Annotated in this window: 24 protein-coding genes and 2 tRNA genes; 21 read left to right on the forward strand and 5 right to left on the reverse strand. The window is 64.0% G+C overall.

The annotated features are described in order from the left end of the window. Positions 1–129: 129 nt before the first annotated feature. Positions 130–1,137: a luciferase-like monooxygenase gene (locus QA645_RS06075; protein ID WP_283053100.1), complete on the reverse strand. Its 1,008-nt coding sequence runs from the start codon at positions 1,135–1,137 to the stop codon at positions 130–132. Between the two features lie 258 nt (positions 1,138–1,395). Between QA645_RS06075 and QA645_RS06080 the strand changes: the two genes are divergently transcribed. The 3 genes from QA645_RS06080 to QA645_RS06090 all read left to right on the forward strand — a co-directional run bounded on the left by QA645_RS06080 (position 1,396) and on the right by QA645_RS06090 (position 3,130). Beyond that, positions 1,396–1,899 carry a Twin-arginine translocation pathway signal gene (locus tag QA645_RS06080; RefSeq protein ID WP_254191611.1) on the forward strand — a complete coding sequence of 168 codons (504 nt, stop codon included), beginning with the start codon at positions 1,396–1,398 and terminating at the stop codon, positions 1,897–1,899. 11 nt (positions 1,900–1,910) lie between these two features. After that, positions 1,911–2,540, forward strand: a complete 630-nt coding sequence (locus tag QA645_RS06085) for a ferric reductase-like transmembrane domain-containing protein (RefSeq protein WP_254191612.1) — start codon at positions 1,911–1,913, stop codon at positions 2,538–2,540. 113 nt (positions 2,541–2,653) lie between these two features. Next, a complete protein-coding gene (locus tag QA645_RS06090) occupies positions 2,654–3,130 on the forward strand; it encodes a cyclic nucleotide-binding domain-containing protein (RefSeq protein ID WP_283053101.1) in 477 nt (158 codons plus the stop codon). Positions 3,131–3,494: 364 nt separating this feature from the next. On the opposite strand, the gene QA645_RS06095 is transcribed toward QA645_RS06090, so the two are convergent. After that, complete coding sequence (locus QA645_RS06095; RefSeq protein WP_283048893.1) at positions 3,495–4,448, reverse strand: dienelactone hydrolase family protein; 954 nt, start codon at positions 4,446–4,448, stop codon at positions 3,495–3,497. Between the two features lie 181 nt (positions 4,449–4,629). On the opposite strand from QA645_RS06095, the gene QA645_RS06100 reads away from it, so the two are divergent. The 3 genes from QA645_RS06100 (at position 4,630) to QA645_RS06110 (ending at position 5,795) form a co-directional block, all read left to right on the forward strand. Further along, positions 4,630–4,953, forward strand: coding sequence for a hypothetical protein (locus QA645_RS06100; protein WP_254128121.1), 324 nt, complete (start codon positions 4,630–4,632; stop codon positions 4,951–4,953). Further along, positions 4,953–5,189, forward strand: coding sequence for a hypothetical protein (locus tag QA645_RS06105; RefSeq protein ID WP_283048894.1), 237 nt, complete (start codon positions 4,953–4,955; stop codon positions 5,187–5,189). Before QA645_RS06100 ends, QA645_RS06105 begins: the two co-directional genes overlap by 1 nt. Before the next feature lie 147 nt (positions 5,190–5,336). Further along, positions 5,337–5,795, forward strand: coding sequence for a hypothetical protein (locus QA645_RS06110; RefSeq protein ID WP_283048896.1), 459 nt, complete (start codon positions 5,337–5,339; stop codon positions 5,793–5,795). Between the two features lie 742 nt (positions 5,796–6,537). Here the strand turns inward: QA645_RS06110 and QA645_RS06115 are convergent. Further along, positions 6,538–6,612 (reverse strand) — tRNA-Thr (locus QA645_RS06115). A 316-nt stretch (positions 6,613–6,928) separates the two neighbouring features. Between QA645_RS06115 and QA645_RS06120 the strand changes: the two genes are divergently transcribed. The 5 genes from QA645_RS06120 (at position 6,929) to QA645_RS06140 (ending at position 10,856) form a co-directional block, all read left to right on the forward strand. Further along, positions 6,929–7,111 carry a hypothetical protein gene (locus QA645_RS06120; RefSeq protein ID WP_283048898.1) on the forward strand — a complete coding sequence of 61 codons (183 nt, stop codon included), beginning with the start codon at positions 6,929–6,931 and terminating at the stop codon, positions 7,109–7,111. A 46-nt stretch (positions 7,112–7,157) separates the two neighbouring features. Then, a complete protein-coding gene (locus QA645_RS06125; RefSeq protein WP_283053103.1) occupies positions 7,158–8,864 on the forward strand; it encodes a cyclic nucleotide-binding domain-containing thioredoxin-disulfide reductase in 1,707 nt (568 codons plus the stop codon). A 123-nt stretch (positions 8,865–8,987) separates the two neighbouring features. Continuing rightward, complete coding sequence (locus QA645_RS06130; RefSeq protein ID WP_063985878.1) at positions 8,988–9,296, forward strand: EthD family reductase; 309 nt, start codon at positions 8,988–8,990, stop codon at positions 9,294–9,296. Between the two features lie 198 nt (positions 9,297–9,494). After that, on the forward strand, positions 9,495–10,004 hold the full coding sequence (locus QA645_RS06135; protein ID WP_254128124.1) for a hypothetical protein: 510 nt from the start codon (positions 9,495–9,497) through the stop codon (positions 10,002–10,004). A 27-nt stretch (positions 10,005–10,031) separates the two neighbouring features. Next, complete coding sequence (locus tag QA645_RS06140; protein ID WP_283048900.1) at positions 10,032–10,856, forward strand: alpha/beta hydrolase; 825 nt, start codon at positions 10,032–10,034, stop codon at positions 10,854–10,856. 9 nt (positions 10,857–10,865) lie between these two features. On the opposite strand, the gene QA645_RS06145 is transcribed toward QA645_RS06140, so the two are convergent. Continuing rightward, entirely contained in the window at positions 10,866–11,507 is a 642-nt protein-coding gene (locus QA645_RS06145; RefSeq protein ID WP_283048903.1) for a TetR/AcrR family transcriptional regulator, read from the reverse strand. An 84-nt stretch (positions 11,508–11,591) separates the two neighbouring features. Between QA645_RS06145 and QA645_RS06150 the strand changes: the two genes are divergently transcribed. The 10 genes from QA645_RS06150 (at position 11,592) to QA645_RS06195 (ending at position 18,007) form a co-directional block, all read left to right on the forward strand. Then, positions 11,592–12,530, forward strand: coding sequence for an oxidoreductase (locus QA645_RS06150; protein WP_283048905.1), 939 nt, complete (start codon positions 11,592–11,594; stop codon positions 12,528–12,530). Between the two features lie 26 nt (positions 12,531–12,556). After that, complete coding sequence (locus tag QA645_RS06155; RefSeq protein WP_283048907.1) at positions 12,557–13,216, forward strand: NAD(P)H-binding protein; 660 nt, start codon at positions 12,557–12,559, stop codon at positions 13,214–13,216. An 89-nt stretch (positions 13,217–13,305) separates the two neighbouring features. Next, positions 13,306–13,755 (forward strand): DUF2948 family protein, encoded by a 450-nt coding sequence (locus QA645_RS06160; RefSeq protein WP_254128129.1) that lies wholly within the window; start codon positions 13,306–13,308, stop codon positions 13,753–13,755. A gap of 159 nt (positions 13,756–13,914) precedes the next feature. Beyond that, positions 13,915–15,210: a histidinol dehydrogenase gene (gene hisD / locus QA645_RS06165; protein WP_283048909.1), complete on the forward strand. Its 1,296-nt coding sequence runs from the start codon at positions 13,915–13,917 to the stop codon at positions 15,208–15,210. Next, on the forward strand, positions 15,207–15,704 hold the full coding sequence (locus QA645_RS06170) for a UPF0262 family protein (protein WP_254128131.1): 498 nt from the start codon (positions 15,207–15,209) through the stop codon (positions 15,702–15,704). The genes hisD and QA645_RS06170 overlap by 4 nt, the downstream gene beginning before the upstream one ends. 5 nt (positions 15,705–15,709) lie before the next feature. Then, entirely contained in the window at positions 15,710–16,177 is a 468-nt protein-coding gene (locus QA645_RS06175; RefSeq protein WP_254128132.1) for a low molecular weight phosphatase family protein, read from the forward strand. Between the two features lie 158 nt (positions 16,178–16,335). Continuing rightward, positions 16,336–16,965, forward strand: a complete 630-nt coding sequence (locus QA645_RS06180; RefSeq protein WP_148774643.1) for a Maf-like protein — start codon at positions 16,336–16,338, stop codon at positions 16,963–16,965. Between the two features lie 126 nt (positions 16,966–17,091). Then, entirely contained in the window at positions 17,092–17,274 is a 183-nt protein-coding gene (gene yacG, locus QA645_RS06185) for a DNA gyrase inhibitor YacG (protein ID WP_283048911.1), read from the forward strand. A 163-nt stretch (positions 17,275–17,437) separates the two neighbouring features. After that, positions 17,438–17,513 (forward strand) — tRNA-Phe (locus tag QA645_RS06190). A gap of 290 nt (positions 17,514–17,803) precedes the next feature. Further along, positions 17,804–18,007, forward strand: coding sequence for a hypothetical protein (locus QA645_RS06195; protein WP_283048913.1), 204 nt, complete (start codon positions 17,804–17,806; stop codon positions 18,005–18,007). 43 nt (positions 18,008–18,050) lie between these two features. Here the strand turns inward: QA645_RS06195 and QA645_RS06200 are convergent, their stop codons facing one another. Beyond that, positions 18,051–19,277 carry a cytochrome c peroxidase gene (locus QA645_RS06200; RefSeq protein WP_283048915.1) on the reverse strand — a complete coding sequence of 409 codons (1,227 nt, stop codon included), beginning with the start codon at positions 19,275–19,277 and terminating at the stop codon, positions 18,051–18,053. Positions 19,278–19,327 lie beyond the last annotated feature (50 nt).

Here is a 19,327-nt window from a genome sequence, read left to right on the forward strand (position 1 = left end):
CTCTTGCGGCCATCCTTCGAGACGCCCGCTTGCGCGGGCTCCTCAGGATGAGGTCCTGTGTTGCTGTTAGACCTCATGGTGAGGAGCCCGCCAACGGCGGGCGTCTCGAACCATGCAGGCCGAGTTGCGTCACGCCGCCGTCCGTTCCGCCAGCCGATCCCGCACCTCGGCCGCAATCTCGAACGAGCGCAGCCGCGCGGTGTGATCGTAGATCTGGCCCGTGGTCATCAGCTCGTCGGCCGCGGTGTCGGCGATCAGCGCCTTCAGCTTTTCTTCGACCATCGCCGGCGTGCCGACCGCGGAGATCGCCAGCGACTGCGCGACGCCGGCCTTCTCGGCCGGCGACCACAGCGCGTCCATGTCATCGACCGGCGGCGGCAGCTGGCCGGGCGTGCCGCGGCGCAGATTGATGAACTGCTGCTGCAGCGAGGTGAACATGCGTTGCGCCTCGCCGTTGCTGTCGGCGGCGAACACGTTGACACCGACCATTGCATAGGGTTTTTCCAATTGCGCCGAAGGCTCGAAGCGCGCGCGGTACTCGCGCAACGCCGGCATCATCATCTGTGGCGCGAAGTGCGAGGCGAAGGCGAAGGGCAGCCCGAGCATGGCCGCAAGCTGCGCGCCGAACATGCTGGAGCCGAGGATCCACAGCGGCACCTTCGTCCCCATGCCGGGCACGGCGCGGATCGCCTGGTTCGGCTGCACGTCGCCGAGCAGCGCCTGCAATTCCAGCACGTCATGCGGAAAGTTCTCCGAGGCAGTCGCAAGATCGCGCCGCATCGCCCGCGCCGTGAACTGGTCCGTACCAGGCGCACGCCCGAGGCCGAGATCGATCCGCCCCGGATAGAGCGACTCCAGCGTGCCGAACTGCTCGGCGATCACCAGCGGCGAATGGTTCGGCAGCATCACGCCGCCCGAGCCGACGCGGATCGTCCTGGTTCCGCCCGCGACATGCCCGATCACCACGGATGTTGCCGCACTCGCGATCCCCGTCATGTTGTGGTGCTCGGCCAGCCAGAACCGCTTGAAGCCCCATTTCTCCGCATGCTGGGCGAGGTCGAGCGAATTGCGAAAGGCTTGCGTGGCGTCGGAACCCTGCTTGATGGGAGCGAGGTCGAGCACGGAGAAGGGGATCATGGGGAAGGCACCGGGGGTGGAAGGCTGCGATGACATGTAATGTCACCGCTTAGGATGGGTAGAGCGCAGCGAAACCCATCATGTATCGTCGGGCAAGGTCTCGATGGGTTTCGCTTCGCTCTACCCATCCTACGAAGCTGGCCCGCACCCGTTCACAACCCTGTTATTGCGACCCATGGCGCCCTTCGTCGCAACTGGGCGTTTCGCGCCTGTTGTTGTACCCTGCATGCAACGCCACCGTCGCCAGGAGGACCTGACATGACCATCGTCGTACTCAGCCGCCGCAACCTCCTCGCGGCCGGCGGTTCCGTCCTCGCAACCGGCGTTTTGACAGCCGGAGTGTCCGGCCTCCTGTTGCCTGCCCGTGCGGACGGCCTCGCACCCACCGAATCGATGACGGGCGGCGCGAACAATTACCGCAAGGGCGCGGCGATCGTGGATCGCATCGGCAAAGGTGGCTTCTGGATGAGCGGCACCGTGCGCCGTGCCGGCGACGGAGCGCCGCTGGCCGGTCAGCGCATCCAGATCTGGGCGCACACGGTCGAAGGCCAGGAGCACGAGCCGCAGAGTCACGGCGCCACGCTCACCGACAAGGATGGCGCGTTCCGGCTCGAGATGCCGCAGATCATTCCGATCTTCGGCCAGCCGCACGGCCACCTCGCCTATGACAGCGGTGAGTTCAAGACCGTCTTTCTGCGGCCGATCATGCGGAGCGCCAAGGACACCAGCCTCGAGGCGCATTTCGTGCTTCAGCCGGCCTGATCGCGTTGCAGATGAAGGGGTGGAGATCGGCCCGGGTGCCACTGATCTGGGCCGCCCTTGCCGTGGCCATCGGCGTGCCGATCGCGCTCGCAGCGACAAGCGAACAGCTCGCATGGCGCGGCCCGGTCTACATCCTCGCTGGATTCGCAGGCATCGTTGCCCTCGCTCTGGTGCTGGTTCAGCCGCTGCTGATCGGCGGATATCTGCCGGGCCTGTCGGCCTATCGCGGACGGCGTGCGCATCACTGGATCGGCGGCGCACTTGCTCTGGCGGTGGTGATCCATGTCGCCGGCCTCTGGATCACCAGCCCGCCCGACATGATCGACGCGCTCACCTTCTCGTCGCCGACGCCGTTCTCCCCCTTCGGCGTGGTCGCGATGTGGGCCATCTTCGCCGTCGCGTTGTTGGCATCATTGCGTCGGCGGTTGGGATTGCGGCTGCGCACCTGGCGCATCCTCCATCTGCCACTCGCGATCGTCATCGTGATCGCAGGCATCGTCCATTGCCTGCTGATCGAGGGGACGATGGAGACCATCTCGAAGGCGGCGTTGTGTGCACTTGTGCTCGCGGCAACCGTGAAAGTCATGGCTGATCTCTGGCGGAAGCGGACGCTGCGTGGCGAGAGCGCCGTGCGGCAGTGAAGGATCGCGCCGATTCCGGGCTGCGCCGCTGCCACGGATCGTCCGATCGGACGATGCGCAACCCGTCCGCTGCTCTGCTTGCCGCGAATTCCGGTGAGGCATATCTTCGCGCGATGACCGTCAGTGCTCCCGATCTGAAAGCATTCCTGCTCGCGACGCCGTTCTTCGGCGGTCTGTCGGACGCGAGCCTCGACCTCCTGATCTCGATGCTGGTCGAATGCCGCTTTGATGCCGGCGCAACCGTCGTGGCGGAAGGCGAGCCGGGACGCTCGATGTTCATCGTCAAATCCGGCCGCCTGGCGGTGACCAAGCGGACGAACTCAGGGCACGTCGTCCCGATTTCCGCTCTGGAGCCCGGCGACTTCTTCGGTGAAATGACGCTGATCGAAATGCAAAACCGCTCCGCCACGGTGGTCGCGGAGTCGCCGACGGTGCTCTACGAGCTGACGGCTCAAAAACTCTACGCCTGCTACAAGGCCGACATCCACGCCTACGTGATCGTCCTGCAGAACATCAATCGCGAGCTGTGCCGCCGGCTACGCCGCTCGGATGACCGGTTCGCGGGGCATCAGATGGGCGAAGACAATTGATCCCTGCGTAGGATCGGCACGCCGGTCCGGCTACAGCAGCGCCAATGAGTGCAGCGAGTTTCGATGAAAACCGAAGGCAATCAAGCCGGAGAGAAGCAGCGCAGTCCCAGTCACGATCAGGCAACACGCAATCACTATTGGAGCCTCTGGTTCGTCGTCGATGACCAAGACGATAATAGATAAAATTTTACCGACAATCGAAAGGAAGAATTAACCTTACCTGCGCGGCCCGGCAGGCAGTGCGTAAGATGGGTAGAGCGGCTCGTCCGCCGTAGCTCGAAGAGCGAAGGCGGAAGCGAAACCCATCATCTCTCATCACGGAGCGAGCCATCGATGGGTTCACCTTCACCCTCTCCAAGGGCACCTATTCGTTCAGTTCGGTCGCAAGGAAGTCGTGCATGTCCTGGACTGAGCGCGATGCAGCGTTGGCATCGTATTTGAGCCAGTGGCCGAACAGCCGCATTCCCTCGTTGAGGTCGGGGGCATCGAAGGCGTGATAGGCTCCGGGATAGATCATCAGCTTGACGCGCGCCCCCTTACCCGCGCGCCGTTCCATCCAGAGTTCACAATCCCTGGTCGGGCTCCAGTCGTCGAGGTCGCCGATCAGGATTGCTGCTGGAATCGTCAACCGGTCGGCGGCCAGGGCGCATAGGGGGTAGTAGGCCACGGCGGCCCTGAACTTCAGCCCATCCGGAACGGCAAAATAATCGACCGAGCGGGGCGAGGCCAATTGCAGCGAGACGATGCCGCCCTGCGATGATCCAACGACAGCAATCCGCTTCGGATCGACGTAAGGGAGCTTCGCAAGATAGCTCAGTGCGCCCAGCGCGTCCCTTTGCCGGGCAAGCAACACGCCCTGCCGGACAACCGTCTGCGCATCACAGGCGTGTTCGATGTCGCGGGTCGTAAAGCTGTCAACGCTGAGCGAGACGTAGCTCCAGCCTGTGAACAGCTCGGCCATCCGCGTGCGGGTCTTTTCCAGCAGTCCGGCGCAGCCGTGGAGATAGACGACCGCAGGGAAGGGGCCGGGTCCCTCAGGTCTGGAGAGGTAGCCTTCGATCGCATCGGGCGTGTTGGCCGGCGTTTCGCCGCGCTCGCGCGCCCGCTGCTGCTGGATTTGCCCCATGATGACGGGCGCATTGTCGAACTTCACCAGATCCCCCGCCGAAGCGACGGTTTGAATCTCGAACGTCGCGAGAATCGTCAGGATGAGACGTGTGATAACCCCACTACGCACGTTTTGGCTCCCGTGGCACGCCGGCTCGCTGAGCCCGCGTAGGATGGGTAGAGCGTAGCGAAACCCATCAGGCCTCTTCACCGAACGGGCCCTCGATGCGTTTTGCTGCGCTCTACCCGTCTTTCGAGCCTAGCTTTCACTCGCGCGATATCGGCACGTGCCCCATTGTGGTCGCCGAGAGTTTTTGAGTAAAGACCGGATTAATGAGATGCGGCTAGCCTGGTTATCTCAGGGCCATTCATGGCGAGCGTTGGGAGTGCCTATGAGCAAAGTCAAAGCTCCCCGTGAGAAGAAGCGGCTAAGTTACGAGCGCGACGGGCGCAACACTTATGGTGAAAACCAGAAGAGTAGTCGGAAAAACATCCCGCGAAGCAAGCAAATCTCTCATCAAGAAGAACGTCGAACTATCCGGCAAGCTCTTATAGGAGTGCAGGGACAGGTTGCCGATGAAGGCTCGGATGAAGCGCAGTCTCTCGTTCTGAGAAGAGGCCAAGTAAAGAAGTTGAAGGCGTTCCGGAAAACAGCGGACACGCCGCTAGGCGAGGTCGTCAAGGATCGGTTGCTCAAGAGAAAGGGCAGCACGTAATGGATGGTGCTGGGGCGTTTGCCGTTTTCCACGCCTACGAGGACGAAAATGGAGACGAGCAGGTGAAATTCATCGGCATCTTCGGTACCAAAGAGAAGGCCCAAGATGCTGTAGACGCTCTAGCGAAGATGCCGGGCTTTGTTGATCACCCTCTTGGCTTCTCGATAGACTTTCATCTGTTTGACCGCGTCAGTTGGTCGGAGGGGTTCGTCCACGTACCGAGCGGTCATGATTAGCTGCTGCTTCTTTATTGCAGTTCGTAGCCCGGATGGAGCGGAGCGCAATCCGGGACGATTGCGTCCACAGTTGTTGCCCCGGATTACGCTTGCGCTTCATCCGGGCTACGCCACTAGAATTTGTAGCCGGTAGGCCGGTGCGGAGCCATGAAACTTGTTGGTCGCGACGGGCAATTCCTTGAACTTCGAATCCTTGGATATGAATTCCCTCATTTGAAGACCGCCGAATACGATTCAAATTGGTTGATCGTAGCTGGCGAGGTTGGGCATTCAAGGGGCACGTGGCAGTTCACCCATCCGTGCCTTCTCACGTATGAAGCCGCGAGATTGGCATCATGGATGGATTCAGTTGCGGATATCAACCCATGTTCTGATACCTGCGGCTTCACTGAACCCAATCTCGAATTTCGAGCGCTATTGAGCCTCGAGCATCCGGTACTTCGGGTGTACTTCGAGCTTGAAGCGCGGCCATCGTGGGCGTCGAGCCGGGTTGCCGGGCAAGAGGATATTTGGGTTGAATTTCCGATCGGAGAACTGAACCTGAGGTCGGCTGCGCAACAGCTGCGCGCTGAATTGACCCCATACCCTCAGCGGGCGTCGCGGTAGGCCAACTGCAACGTCCTTTCGCCAAAAGCCGACATCGCTCGCTATGCCCGTCGGGCAAAACACCCAGCTCCCGCCAAATCCCCGTCAACCCCTTTCCCTGAAAATATTCCACTTTACCGAAATTCGGAATTGCGGCATAGTTCCGCCATCCCGGCCCGAGGAGAGGGGCGATCGTACGTCGTCACGAACGTGGGGCGGGGAAGCGATGGACGCGGCAGCGCCGGCGCGGATGTGAGGGCAGGGCGGGCAGAGGATTGAGCCGACCCCCGTGAGCCCGTCGCAAGCCGTGTCGTACGAACGGCGCCTGTATCCGAAGACGCTTTGGGCCGAAGCCGGGCTTGTCCGGCGAAGCCCGCAGGGCGGAGACGGAATCGCTGCGTACGGCCAAACCGTGTGGTCCCGGCTGTCGTTGCTACAGCCAAGCTTTGGCGAGGATGCATCGTCCCAACCGGGCGCGGTGCATCACCTCTCGTGAAGTGACGGTGACAACTCAGAACTCGTCGCCGGGGAGAGCGCGGCATACGCCGTCAACCCATCGGCAGGGAAGGCCGAGTGTTCGGCGCCACCTGTATGCTGCTGTGCGGTCTCCTTGCGCTACACATTCGCGCAGCGGACCGCGGGTGCCCGTCGGCACCCGGTCTTCCCTGCGCCCTCTTCAGAAGAGGAGGGCAACGGAAACGAGCAAAGCTCGGGCGCTGGATGCCGCGAGAACGCTGATTCATGCGCATTTCGAGAGATGAAATGGTGCTGCCAGACAGGATTGAACTGTCGACCTCTCCATTACCAATGGAGTGCTCTACCACTGAGCTACGGCAGCATGTGCTGGGATAAGAATCGGCCGCCCGAGGGGCCTACCAGGCGGGCCGATATCTGCCACAGGCCTCCCCGCTGTGCAAGCTTGCAAGGACGGCCAAAACGAGAAAATCGGGGCGGTATCGGGGGTTATACGGCTGTTTTGGCCGGAAACGACCGACTTTCCGCCGATTTTGGTTCCACGCGCCCCGGCCAACTGGCCAGTTGGCCCGTGCGGCAGATTCGACCCATTTTGAGTTTCGCACGATCGGGACCGCGCGGGCCTCTTGAGCTGCCGCATTCTCTGGGCATGTTATCGCCAACCGCTGTATGGACCCGTGATGGCTGACGAGAACGACAGAAGCGCGAACCAGGCGAGGACCTCGCGGGACAACCGGCTGAAATCGGCGCTGCGGGAGAATCTCAAGCGGCGGAAGGTGCAGGCGCGCGAACGCGCCGCAAGTTCCGACCCCTCGCAAGTCGACGATGGTTCCCTAGATGAGGGGACCGCCGGGAAGACTTGAGATTCGAATCCCGCAGCCGGAATTTTTTGGAGTGCATGCAGTGACCATGGGGCACGACGATCTACATCAAGCCGATCGCGACGCGATGATGTCGCGGTTCACCCGCCCCGAGCAGACGTTTCCCGCGCTGTCGCCCGCCGAGATCGAGCGCATGCGGCATTTCGGCGAGGTCCGCACCTACAAGGACGGCGAGCTACTGTTCGAGACCGGCAAGCCCGGTCCGGGCATGTTCGTCGTGCTGAAGGGCCACGTCGCCATCACCCAGCGCGACGGGCTCGGTCATGTCGCGCCGCTGATCAACCAGGGGCCGGGGCAATTTCTGGCCGAGCTCAGCCAGCTCTCCGGCCGTCCGGCGCTGGTCGACGGCCGCGCCGAAGGCGATGTCGAGACGCTGCTGCTGCCGCCGGAGCGCCTGCGCGCGCTGCTGGTGGCCGAAGCCGAGCTCGGCGAACGCATCATGCGTGCGCTGATCCTGCGCCGGGTCAATCTGCTCCAGGCCGGCGTCGGCGGCATCGTGCTGATCGGTCCGTCGCATTCGGTCGGCGTGGTCCGCCTGCAGGGCTTTCTCACCCGCAACGGCCAGCCGCATCATCTGCTCGATCCCGAGCGCGACCGCGACGCCGCGGAGGTGATCGCGCGCTATTCGCCAAAGCCCGAGGACTGGCCGCTGGTCGTCACGTCCGACGGCGCAGTGCTGCGCAATCCCGGTGAGACCGAGCTTGCGCGCGCGATCGGCATGATCGGCGGCCCGCGCAATGACCGCATCTACGACGTCGCGATCGTCGGCTGCGGACCGGCGGGGCTCGCGACCGCCGTGTATGCGGCCTCCGAAGGCTTGTCGGTCGCCGTGCTCGACACCCGTGCCTTCGGCGGCCAGGCCGGCGCCAGCGCGCGCATCGAAAACTACCTGGGCTTTCCGACCGGCATTTCCGGGCAGGCACTGACCGCGCGCGCGTTCAACCAGGCGCAGAAGTTCGGTGCCGACATCATGATTCCCGTCACGGTGCAGTCGCTCGACTGCTCGCGCAAGGATGGCGCGTTTGCGGTCGCGCTCGACGGCAGCGATCCCCTGCGCTCGCGCGCGGTGGTGGTCGCGAGCGGTGCGCGCTATCGCCGGCCTGATATCGCAAACCTCGACAAGTTCGAGGGCCGGGGCGTTTGGTACTGGGCCTCTCCGGTCGAGGCGAAGCTGTGCGCCGGCGAAGAGGTTGCGCTGGTCGGCGCCGGCAATTCGGCCGGGCAGGCGGCCGTGTTCCTGTCGGGACACGCCAAGAAGGTGCTCATGATCATTCGCGGCGGCGGCCTGGGCGCCAGCATGTCGCGCTATCTCATTGAACGCATCGAGGCGACGCCGAACATCGAGCTGCTGTTCAACACCGAGATCACGGCGCTCGAAGGCGACGAGGCCTCGCTGCTGCGGCGGATCCGCTGGAAGAGCCGGCTGTCTGATGATGAGGAAACCGCCGACATCAAGAATCTCTTTCTGTTCGTCGGCGCCGATCCCGCCACCGGCTGGCTCGACGGCTGCGGCGTGACGCTCGATCGCGGCGGCTTCGTCGTCACGGGCGCGCAGTCCGAGCTGAACCAGGGCAAGCTGGTGGCGCCGCTGGAGACCTCCGTGCCCGGCGTCTACGCCGTCGGCGACGTCCGCTCCGGCTCGGTCAAGCGCGTCGGCGGCGCCATCGGCGAAGGCGCGCAGGTCGTAGCCTCCCTGCACGGCTATCTCGGCGACGCCGCAAAACCGGCGCTTTAGTCAAGCAGAAGACAAGCAGACGGCAAGTCGAATCCGGCTTGCCATCTTGCCGTGCGATGCCCGACTATCCCCTCGTCGCGAGGCCAATCGCGCGTGGAAACAAAGATTCAACGGGAGGACTAAATGGCCGAACTCGTCGTGCTCTACAAGACGCCCAAGGACGCTGCCGCCTTCGACAAGCATTATGCCGAGACCCACATTCCGCTCGCCAAGAAACTTCCCGGCCTGAAGAAATACGCCGTGAGCACGGGTGCGGTCGGCTCGCCCGCCGGACCGTCAGGCGTTCACCTCGTCGCCATTCTCAGCTTCGACAGCGTGGGCGATATCCAGAAGGCATTCGGCAGCGAAGCGGGCAAGGCGGCCGCAGGCGACGTGCCGAAATTCGCCAGCGGCGGTGCCGACCTCCTGATCTTCGACACCAAGGAAGTGTGATCGCGACGATCGATTCAACTTTCGTCGAAAGCTGCTGTCGTTTGTGACAGCGCTGCGAAAAATTCAGCCATGCGTTTGTCGATTCGCACGATGACGCATGGCTGCACGCACATGTGTGATCGTGCCGCATGTGGCAATCCAATGAGGACCGTAATACTAATCTTCTGACCTCAATGCTGAGCGTAGGAGAGAGATGCCATGGTTCTCGGGATGAGCCTGCAAGCCTTCACACTGGTCCATGTCATCATCAGCCTGATCGCCATCGCGGTCGGCCTGATCGTGATGTTCGGGCTGCTTGGCTCGAATCCGATGCCGGCCCTCACAGCGATCTTTCTTCTCTTCACTATCCTCACCAACGTCACCGGCCTGCTGTTTCCGTTCAAGGAGCTGCTGCCCTCGTACATCATCGCCGGCATCTCGCTGGTGCTGCTCGCGATCGCCTGCTTCGCGCTGTACGGCATGAAGCTCAGAGGCGCCTGGCGCCCGGTCTACATCGTGACCGCGATGATCTCGCTCTACTTCAACGTCTTCGTGCTGGTGATCCAGTCGTTTCTCAAGGTGCCGGCCCTGGCCGCGCTCGCACCGGCAGTGCCGCCGAATCCACCGGGTGGCCCGGTGTTCGCCGCGGTGCAGGGCATCGTGCTGGTGTTCTTCGTGATTGTCACCATCGGCGCTTGGCGTCGCTACAGGCCGGTGGCGTTCGCCTGATCGCATCTCGCTAAAGGAGTCCCGCAAATGCCCACCATCACCACCAAGGACGGCGTCGAGATCTTTTTCAAGGATTGGGGCTCGGGCCAGCCGATCGTGTTCAGCCATGGCTGGCCGCTGTCAGCCGACGACTGGGACGCGCAGATGATGTTCTTCGTCACCCGCGGCTATCGCGTCGTCGCCCATGACCGCCGCGGGCACGGCCGCTCGGCCCAGGTCGCCGACGGTCACGACATGGATCATTATGCCGACGATCTCGCGGCGGTGACCGCGCATCTCGACCTCAAGAACGCCATCCATGTCGGCCATTCCACCGGCGGCGGCGAGGTCGTGCACTACATCGCGCGCCACGGCGAGTCTCGCGTGGCGAAGGCCGCGATCCTCTCCGCGGTGCCGCCGCTGATGGTGAAGACCGAGGCCAATCCCGGCGGTCTGCCCAAGGATGTGTTCGACGGCTTTCAGACGGCGCTCGCCGCCGGCCGCTCGGCGTTCTACCGCGACGTCGCCGCCGGACCCTTCTATGGCTACAACCGTCCCGGTGCAAAACCGTCGGAGGCGGTGATCCAGAACTGGTGGCGCCAGGGCATGATGGGCGGCGCGAAGGCGCATTACGACGGCATCGTCGCGTTCTCGCAGACTGATTTCACGGAGGATCTGAAGAAGATCAACGTGCCGGTGCTGGTGATGCACGGCGACGACGACCAGATCGTGCCTTACGCCGATTCCGCGCCGCTGTCGGCCAAGCTGCTCAAGAACGGCACGCTGAAAACCTACAAGGGCTTTCCGCACGGCATGCCGACCACGCACGCCGAAACCATCAACGCGGACCTGCTGGCGTTCTTCAAGGGCTGAGCAGGTCGCTCACGCCAGGATCGTTCTGATCGCATCGAAGGTCCGCTTGACGAAAGCCTCCGGCTTGTCGCGCGGGCCTTGGCTGAGCCAGCTCTCGCCGCCGACGCGCATCGCGCCGGTGGCGATCATGGCGACGAGACGTGCCCTCAAGCGGTCCGACTTGCGGCCCGAGCGTTGCGCAAGCCCCTCCGCCAGCGCGCGCTCGAGTTTTTCGTATTTGAGCTGATCGCGGGCCTGCAGCGCGGGATTGTCGCGCTTGAGCCGCGACATCGCCGCCGCCTCGGTGGGATCGATCCGCTTCATCGCCGCAGCGATCGCATTCTCCGCCGCCGTCAGCATGGATTCCTCCGCGGGCCGCGCCAGGATTTCGGCGACAAGCGCCGCTGCCGCATCCTCCTGCCAGGCGGCGACCACGTCCTCCTTCGACGCGAAATAATGAAAAAAGCTCCGCCGCGACATGTCGGCCGCTTCGGCGATGTCGTCGATCGTGGTGGCCTCGAAGCCGCGCTCCAGGAACAGGGCCATCGCCGCGCGCTTCAGCCGCTCGCGGGTTTCCTGCTGCTTGCGCTGGCGCAGGCCGGCGGCCGGCGGAGATTTCTCTCCGGCGTTCAACGGCTTGTGGCGTTTCGCGGCGGGCTTCGAAGCCTTCAAATTCTTTCACCTCTTGCAAACTTGCACTCAGTGCACATTTAGACCCGTCGCGGGCCTCGTTCCAGCCCTGAACGGAGATATGGCATGACCGACTGGACCACGGCAGACATCCCCTCGCTCAGCGGCAAGACCGTCGTCGTCACCGGGGCCACCGGCGGCCTCGGCTATGAGACGGTGCTGGCGCTGGCGGGCGCCGGAGCCATCGTCATACTGACAGGGCGCAACGACGCAAAGGGGCTGCGGGCGATCGAAGGCATTTGCGCGCAGTTTCCCAACGCCTTGATCGCCTATGAGCATCTCGACCTCGCCAGCCTGGCGTCGGTCGCCGATTTCGCCCGGCGTTTTGCCGCCAGCAACGACCAGCTCGACCTCCTCGTCAACAATGCCGGCGTGATGGCGCTGCCGAAACGGCTTGAGACCGAGGATGGTTTCGAGATGCAGCTCGGCACCAATTATCTCGGCCATTATGCCCTGACGGCCCGCCTGCTGCCGCAGCTCCGCCGCGTCAAGGGGCCGCGGATCGTCAACCTCTCCAGCCTCGCGCATCGCACCGGCGCGATCCATTTCGATGATCTGCAGAGCCAGCGGTCCTATCGTCCCTGGCGCGCCTACTGCCAGTCCAAGCTCGCAATGCTGATGTTCTCGCTCGAATTGCAGCGGCGCAGCGATGCGGCCGGCTGGGGCCTGCGGAGTGTTGCCGCGCATCCCGGCTACGCGCGCACCGATCTCATTCCGAACGGTCCGGGCACCAACAGCTTCCAGTCGCGCGTGAGCCGGTGGCTCCAGCCCTTCATCAGCCAGTCCGCGGCGGAAGGCGCGCTGCCGACCCTGTTCGCGGCGACCTCGCCGGCCGCGGAGCCCGGCGGCTATTACGGCCCCAACTGGTTCTACGAATTGAAGGGGCCGCCGGTCGAGGCGCGGATCATGCCGCGGGCGAAGGATTTCGCGTCCGCGGCCAAGCTGTGGGATGTCTCGGCGACGCTGACCGGTGTATCCTTCGACGCGATCGCGGCCGCCGCATGAGCCGCGATCCCGGCGGGGACGTCCCGATGCGTGTCATCATTTTCGGCGCGACCGGCATGGTCGGGCAGGGTGTGTTGCGTGAATGTCTGGTCGATGCCGGTGTCGCGCGTGTGCTCGTGGTCGGACGCAGTCCGGTCGGCGTGCGCAATGCCAAGCTGACCGAGATCATCCACGACGATTTCACCGACTATTCGAAGATCGAGGCGCAGCTCGCAGGCTATGACGCCTGCTTCTTCTGCCTCGGCGTTTCCTCGATCGGCATGAGCGAGGACCGCTACCGCCATCTCACCTACGACATCACGCTCGCGGCGGCGGCGACGCTAGCGCGGCTCAATCCACAGATGACCTTCACCTATGTCACCGGCGCCGGCACCGATTCCACCGAGAAGGGTTCGCGGATGTGGGCGCGCGTCAAGGGCAAGACCGAGAACGATCTGCTCAAGCTGCCGTTCAAGGCCGCCTACATGTTCCGGCCCGGCGCGATCCAGCCCCTGCACGGAATCCGCTCGAAGACGGCCTGGGTGCAAGCGGTCTACGACGTGACCTGGCCGCTGTGGTCGGTGCTGCGCCGGATCTCGCCCGGGCTCGTCACCTCGACCGAGCAGATGGGGCGCGCCATGATCCATGTGGCCAGGGTTGGCTATCCCAGGAGGGTGCTGGAGATGAACGATATCAATAGCCTCTAGTCGGTCGTCCACGCGGCCGCTAGTTTGGGCGGAAATATCGGCAGCCCCGCGCGTTGAGCCGTATCAGCCCTCGAGGAGAAGTGTCGGTGATGTCTCCCCAGCTCAAACTGATCGCGCTCGATGCGGACGATCTCGCGGTGATCTCCACCCATGTGCAGGATGCCCGGGTGCAGCCTTCCGACATCATCTGGCGGCAGGGCGAGAAGCGCCTGGTGGTCGGGATGAGCCGGCTGGACTGGGAGCAGACGCTGGCGGGCGAGGCCGAGCCGCGTCGGCTGGTGTCGGCGCTTCGCTTCGACCGCGTGCTCGCCTGCAAGTCGCGCAACATCGATCTCGCGACGCCTGAGGCGGTCCTGGACCTCGTCGGTATCGAGTTTCATCCCCAGGACGGTCGCGATGAGGAGCCCGGCGGCAGCGCGCTCTTGCTGTTCGCCCAGGGCGGCGCCATCCGCCTCGACGTCGAATGCCTGGAATGCGAGCTGACCGATTTGGGCGCGGACGAACTGGGAACGGGGCTGGCGATCGAGGGAGAGGGGTGAGGTTGCCTGTATACCAGCCGAGCCGGCGCGGGCCCTCGCCGGAACGGCAGCTTCCAAAGGGGCTGCCAAGGGTTGACGCAGCTTTCCCGCCGCGCCATTGAGCAGGGGGGCCGGTAAGCCGGACCGCGCCCCCTAAAACCAGCAGAAGCCAAGCCCAAAATGCCCGTTCGTCTCGACCGCAGCAGCGCCGATTTTGACCAGCGATTCGCGGCCTTCCTCGCCGCCAAGCGAGAGGTCTCGGCCGATGTCGAGGCGGCCGCGCGCGCCATCGTCGACGACGTCGCCAAGCGGGGCGATGCCGCGCTGCTCGAGGCGACCGCAAAGTTCGATCGGCTGAGGCTGGACGCCTCCGGCCTGCGCATTTCGGCAGCCGAGATCGAAGCTGCGACAAAGGCCTGCGATGCGGCGACGCTGGATGCGCTGAAACTCGCGCGTGACCGGATCGAGACTTACCATCGTCGCCAGCTCCCGAAGGACGAGCGCTTCACCGACCCGCTCGGGGTCGAGCTCGGCTGGCGTTACACGGCAATCGAATCCGCTGGCCTCTATGTGCCGGGCGGCACTGCGGCCTATCCGTCGTCGGTGCTGATGAACGCAGTGCCTGCAAAAGTCGCCGGCGTCTCGCGCCTGGTGATGGTGGTGCCGTCGCCCGACGGCAAGCTCAATCCGCTAGTGCTGGCGGCAGCCCATCTCGGTGGCGTCAGCGAGATCTACCGCGTCGGCGGAGCGCAGGCCGTGGCCGCACTCGCTTACGGCACCGCGACGATTGCGCCGGTCGCCAAGATCGTCGGTCCCGGCAATGCCTATGTCGCCGCCGCAAAGCGGCTGGTCTTCGGCAAGGTTGGTATCGACATGATCGCCGGCCCCTCCGAGGTGCTGGTGATTGCTGACGATACCGGCAATGCCGACTGGATCGCCGCCGATCTGCTGGCGCAAGCCGAGCATGACGCCAGCGCGCAATCGATCCTGATCACTGACTCGGCGCGCCTTGCCGCCGATGTCGAGAAGGCGGTCGAAGCGCAGCTCAAGACGCTGCCGCGCGCCGGAATTGCCGGCAAGTCCTGGGCCGATTTCGGCGCCATCATCATGGTGAAGTCTCTCGCTGATGCCATTCCGCTCGCCGATGCAATCGCCGCCGAGCATCTCGAGATCATGACCGGTGATCCCGATGCGCTTGCTGCAAAGATCCGCAACGCCGGTGCTGTCTTCCTCGGCGCGCATACGCCGGAGGCGATCGGCGATTATGTCGGCGGCTCCAACCACGTGCTGCCGACGGCGCGCTCGGCGCGATTCTCCTCAGGGCTCGGGGTCGCCGATTTCATGAAGCGCACCTCGATCCTGAAATGCGGCCCGGACCAGCTGCGTGCGCTGGGACCTGCCGCGATGACGCTTGGACAAGCGGAGGGGTTGGATGCCCATTCGCGCTCGATTGGATTGCGCCTCAATCTGTCATGACCCAGCCGCCCGAACAGGACGACTCGACCAATCGCATCGTCGCGGTCACCCTCGACGAAGACTCGATCGGCCGTTCCGGGCCCGACATCGAGCATGAGCGCGCGATCGCGATCTACGATCTGATCGAGCAGAACCTGTTCGCGCCAGATGGTTCGGACGGCAAGGGGCCGTTCACGCTGCACATCGGCATCACCGGCAGCCGGCTGATGTTCGACATCCGCCGCGAGGACGGCACGCCCGTGGTCGCGCATCTGTTGTCGCTGACGCCGTTCCGACGGATCGTGAAGGATTATTTCATGATCTGCGACAGCTACTACCAGGCGATCCGCACCGCGACCCCGGACAAGATCGAGGCGATCGACATGGGCCGCCGCGGCATCCATGACGAGGGCTCGCGTACGCTGCAGGAGCGGCTGAAGGGCAAGGTACGGGTCGATTTCGAGACCTCGCGCCGGCTGTTCACGCTCATCACCGTTCTGCACTGGAAGGGCTAAGTGCGATGGCGGGTCCGCCACGCACACGCGATCCGCAATCGGTGCTGTTTGCCTGCGCCATGAACAGCGTGCGCTCGCCGATGGCCGAGAGCCTGTTGCGGCACATGTTCCCGCAGGGCCTCTACGTGAAATCGGCCGGCGCCAGAAAAGGCGAGCTCGATCCGTTCGCGGTGGCCGTGATGGCCGAGCTCGGCCAGGACATCTCCATCCACAAGCCGCAGACCTTCGAGGAGCTGGAGGACTGGGAGGGGCTGAATTTCGACCTCATCATCACGCTCTCGCCGGAAGCGCACCACAAGGCGCTGGAGCTGACCCGCACGCTCGCCGCCGACGTCGAATACTGGCCGACGCATGACCCCACCACCATGGAGGGCAGCCGCGACCAGAAGCTCGCTGCCTATCGCGAGGTCTGCGACCAGCTGCTGATGCGGATCCGACGGCGTTTCGCCAAGGTCGGCGCGGCGAGCGGGTAGCATGGGACCGACGTAACACCCGCGTCACAGACTAAGGGCACACGCATGTCGGACACCTCGAATCACCAAAGTCCGGGTTCCCGGGTTGTGAAATCAGCCCTCGTCCGATAGGTTCCGCGCGCAATTCACCCCCTGCCTCGACCCCCAAAAATCACCTGATGCTCGGCCGCCCCAAATTCGTTCTTGCCTCCGGTTCGCCGCGACGCCTGTCGCTGCTCAACCAGGCCGGCATCGACCCGGACGCGCTCCGGCCGGCCGATGTCGACGAGACGCCGAAGCGGGGCGAGCTGCCGCGCGCCTGCGCCAATCGCCTGGCGCGGGCCAAGGCCGATGCGGCGCTGAAATCGGTGCAACTGGACGACGAGCTGCGCGGCGCCTTCATCCTGTCGGCCGATACGGTCGTGGCGGTCGGCCGCCGCATCCTGCCCAAGGCCAATCTGGTGGACGAGGCCGCGCAGTGCCTGCGGCTGCTGTCGGGCCGCAACCACCGCGTCTACACCGCGATCACCCTGGTGACGCCGCGCGAGGCGTTCCGCCAGCGCCTGGTCGAGACCCGCGTCCGCTTCAAGCGCCTGTCGGAAGACGACATCCAGGCCTATATCGGCTCCGGCGAATGGCGCGGCAAAGCCGGCGGCTACGCCGTGCAGGGCATCGCGGGCTCGTTCGTGGTGAAGATGGTGGGCTCCTACACCAACGTCGTCGGCCTGCCGCTCTACGAGACCACGACGCTGCTCGGCGGCGAGGGCTTTCCGATCCGTTTCGGCTGGCTCAACGCCACCGCCGTCTGACAAAAAGCGCGAAAACAACCCGATGCACAGTAGAAGCGGGTGGGGACGCGCTTGCGCCCCCGTCGCGGGAACCCGTTTGCCGAAGAGCACTTGAACCTCGTCACAGCGTGTACAGCTATCCCGACCATGGACGACCACGTCAAAAAGCCCGCCTCGCCCCTCAAAACCTGCCCGATCTGCGGCAAGCCGCAGGTGGAGGCCACCCGTCCGTTCTGCTCGTCGCGCTGCCGCGACGTCGACCTGAACCGCTGGCTGAAAGGTTGCTACGTCATCCCCGGCCGGGATGATGAGGTGGATGACGTAGAATAATGATGAATATCAATTACTTAATAGTGAGGCTCGCAAGCCCGCGCACCTTGTGCACAGCCGGGCCGCGCCCGGCGAAGCCACTCGGCGAAGCCGGGTAGACAGGCCGCTGTGAGCCCACTATAAACCGCCCGCTCGATGGGCTTTGGCCCCTCTCGTGGAGCACGCCCAGGTAGCTCAGTTGGTAGAGCATGCGACTGAAAATCGCAGTGTCGGTGGTTCGATTCCGCCCCTGGGCACCACTCAATTTCGGTGCCTCCGTAACCCGAAGACCTCCCGAGCGAGAGCTCGTCCCGGCGTAGCCCGAAGGGCGAAGCCGGATGGTTCGATTCCGCCCCTGGGCACCATTTCCACGCTGAAGCGTGATCTTTCCAAAGAATGTTCGACCTGGAGCAGGTTGCTTCGCGCGACACGGTCCGACCGTGTCCAACGCCCTCAAGCTCTGTCCAGAATGGCTTGAGGAGCTTAGGCTGCCCCGGCGGTGCATATGCCGCACAAATCTATTCGGGACATCTTACGAGAGGTGACGACCATGGATGCCGACAAGGCCATTGCATTGATCTCTGCGGCCGGCATGGAACTCACCGACCGGCGCCGCAACGGTGCGGATAATGGGTGGACTCTCAGTTTCTCCAACGGCGCCATCCTCGAAGTCGGGGACAAGGGGGAGGTGTCAGCCTCCGGCAAGGGAGCCGACACGGTCGCAAACCTTCTCGGTCTCGGCAGCAAAACCTGAGCTCCGAGCTGAAGAACGGCGACGAACGGCTCTTCTGAGCTCCTCACTTCGCTGGCTCATATCCGTCGGTCAGCGTACCAAGGAAGGCGACGACATCGTCGATGTCAGTCGCGTTCAAGGCCGGCGCATCGCCGGCCTTGCGGTCAAACGGCGGCTCCATGTTGACATTGGCCTTGGGCCTGTCGGGCAGGTCGTCATATTTGTCGATGCTGCCGTCGGCTTTGCGCGGATACCAAAGTTCGGGCCGGGTTTCCCGCTCGACGTAGAACCGCACCGCGTCTCGTAACGAATGTACGGCGCCGTTGTGAAAGAAGGTCCGGCGGAGCGCGACATTGCGGAGTGTCGACGTACGAAACAGACCGCAATAATCCTCGCGCTTCAGGAAGTCGGTGCGTAGGGGGCCGCACAAACCGAGATCGAAATAGCCCGGGTCCTTGTTGGCGGGAATGTCGCGATTGCGCGGGATGCCGAGTGCAATCAGTCCGTAATCCGTGAACTGGGGCGGGGTGCCATCATTGCCTCGTTTGCTGATGTGGCAGGACGCGCAATTGCCCTTGTCCGGCGCATTGAACAATTCGAGCCCGCGCGCTTCCTGAGCGGTGAGCTCAGCCTTTCCAGCCAGCACCGCGTCATATTTGCTCGAATAGGGATAAAAGGTTCGGTGGTCCTGCTGGTAGACCTCGAGCGCCTTGAGGGCCGTCTTGTAAACCGCGGCCGGATTGGCAACGGCTTTGGCCCCGGCAATGGCAGCGATAGCCTTGCCATGCCCCGCAGCGAGCACCCGGCGAGCCACCTCGGTTTCATCCCGATTGCCCATCTCGAAATCCGAGAGCAGGGGAATCCTGGCTTGATCGGCGCCACGGTCGACCCGTCCATCCCAGGTGAGGCCTCCTGTTGGGCCATTGTCGATGCTTTCGTCGGCCTCGTCCTCGGAATCATGGAAATGCTCGGTGAAGGACGGCACCACCTGCAGGTATTTCAGGGAGGGAACCGCTCGCGCGCCAGGTTGCTGCATGTCGCCACCGCCCAACTGGACCGCGCGGTCGTTGGCAGGGCCGAAAGCGTGCGCGGGATCGTGGCAGGATGAACAGGAGAGTTTCCCCGATCCCGAGAGCGAAGGATCGAAAAACAGGGCCTGACCCAAAGCTCCGAGTTGCTCGGCCTGCCGACGCGCCTGGCTACGTGACATCTCAGCACTGGTCTGGGCCGGACCAACGGTCGAAGCCGCGAGGACGATCACAGCTGCGAAAACCCAATGCTCAATCCGCATATTGCAAACCGGGTTGATCCTTGGACATCTTCATGGCGATCCGAACGTGC

Source organism: Bradyrhizobium sp. CIAT3101 (assembly GCF_029714945.1).
Classification (GTDB): Bacteria; Pseudomonadota; Alphaproteobacteria; order Rhizobiales; family Xanthobacteraceae; genus Bradyrhizobium.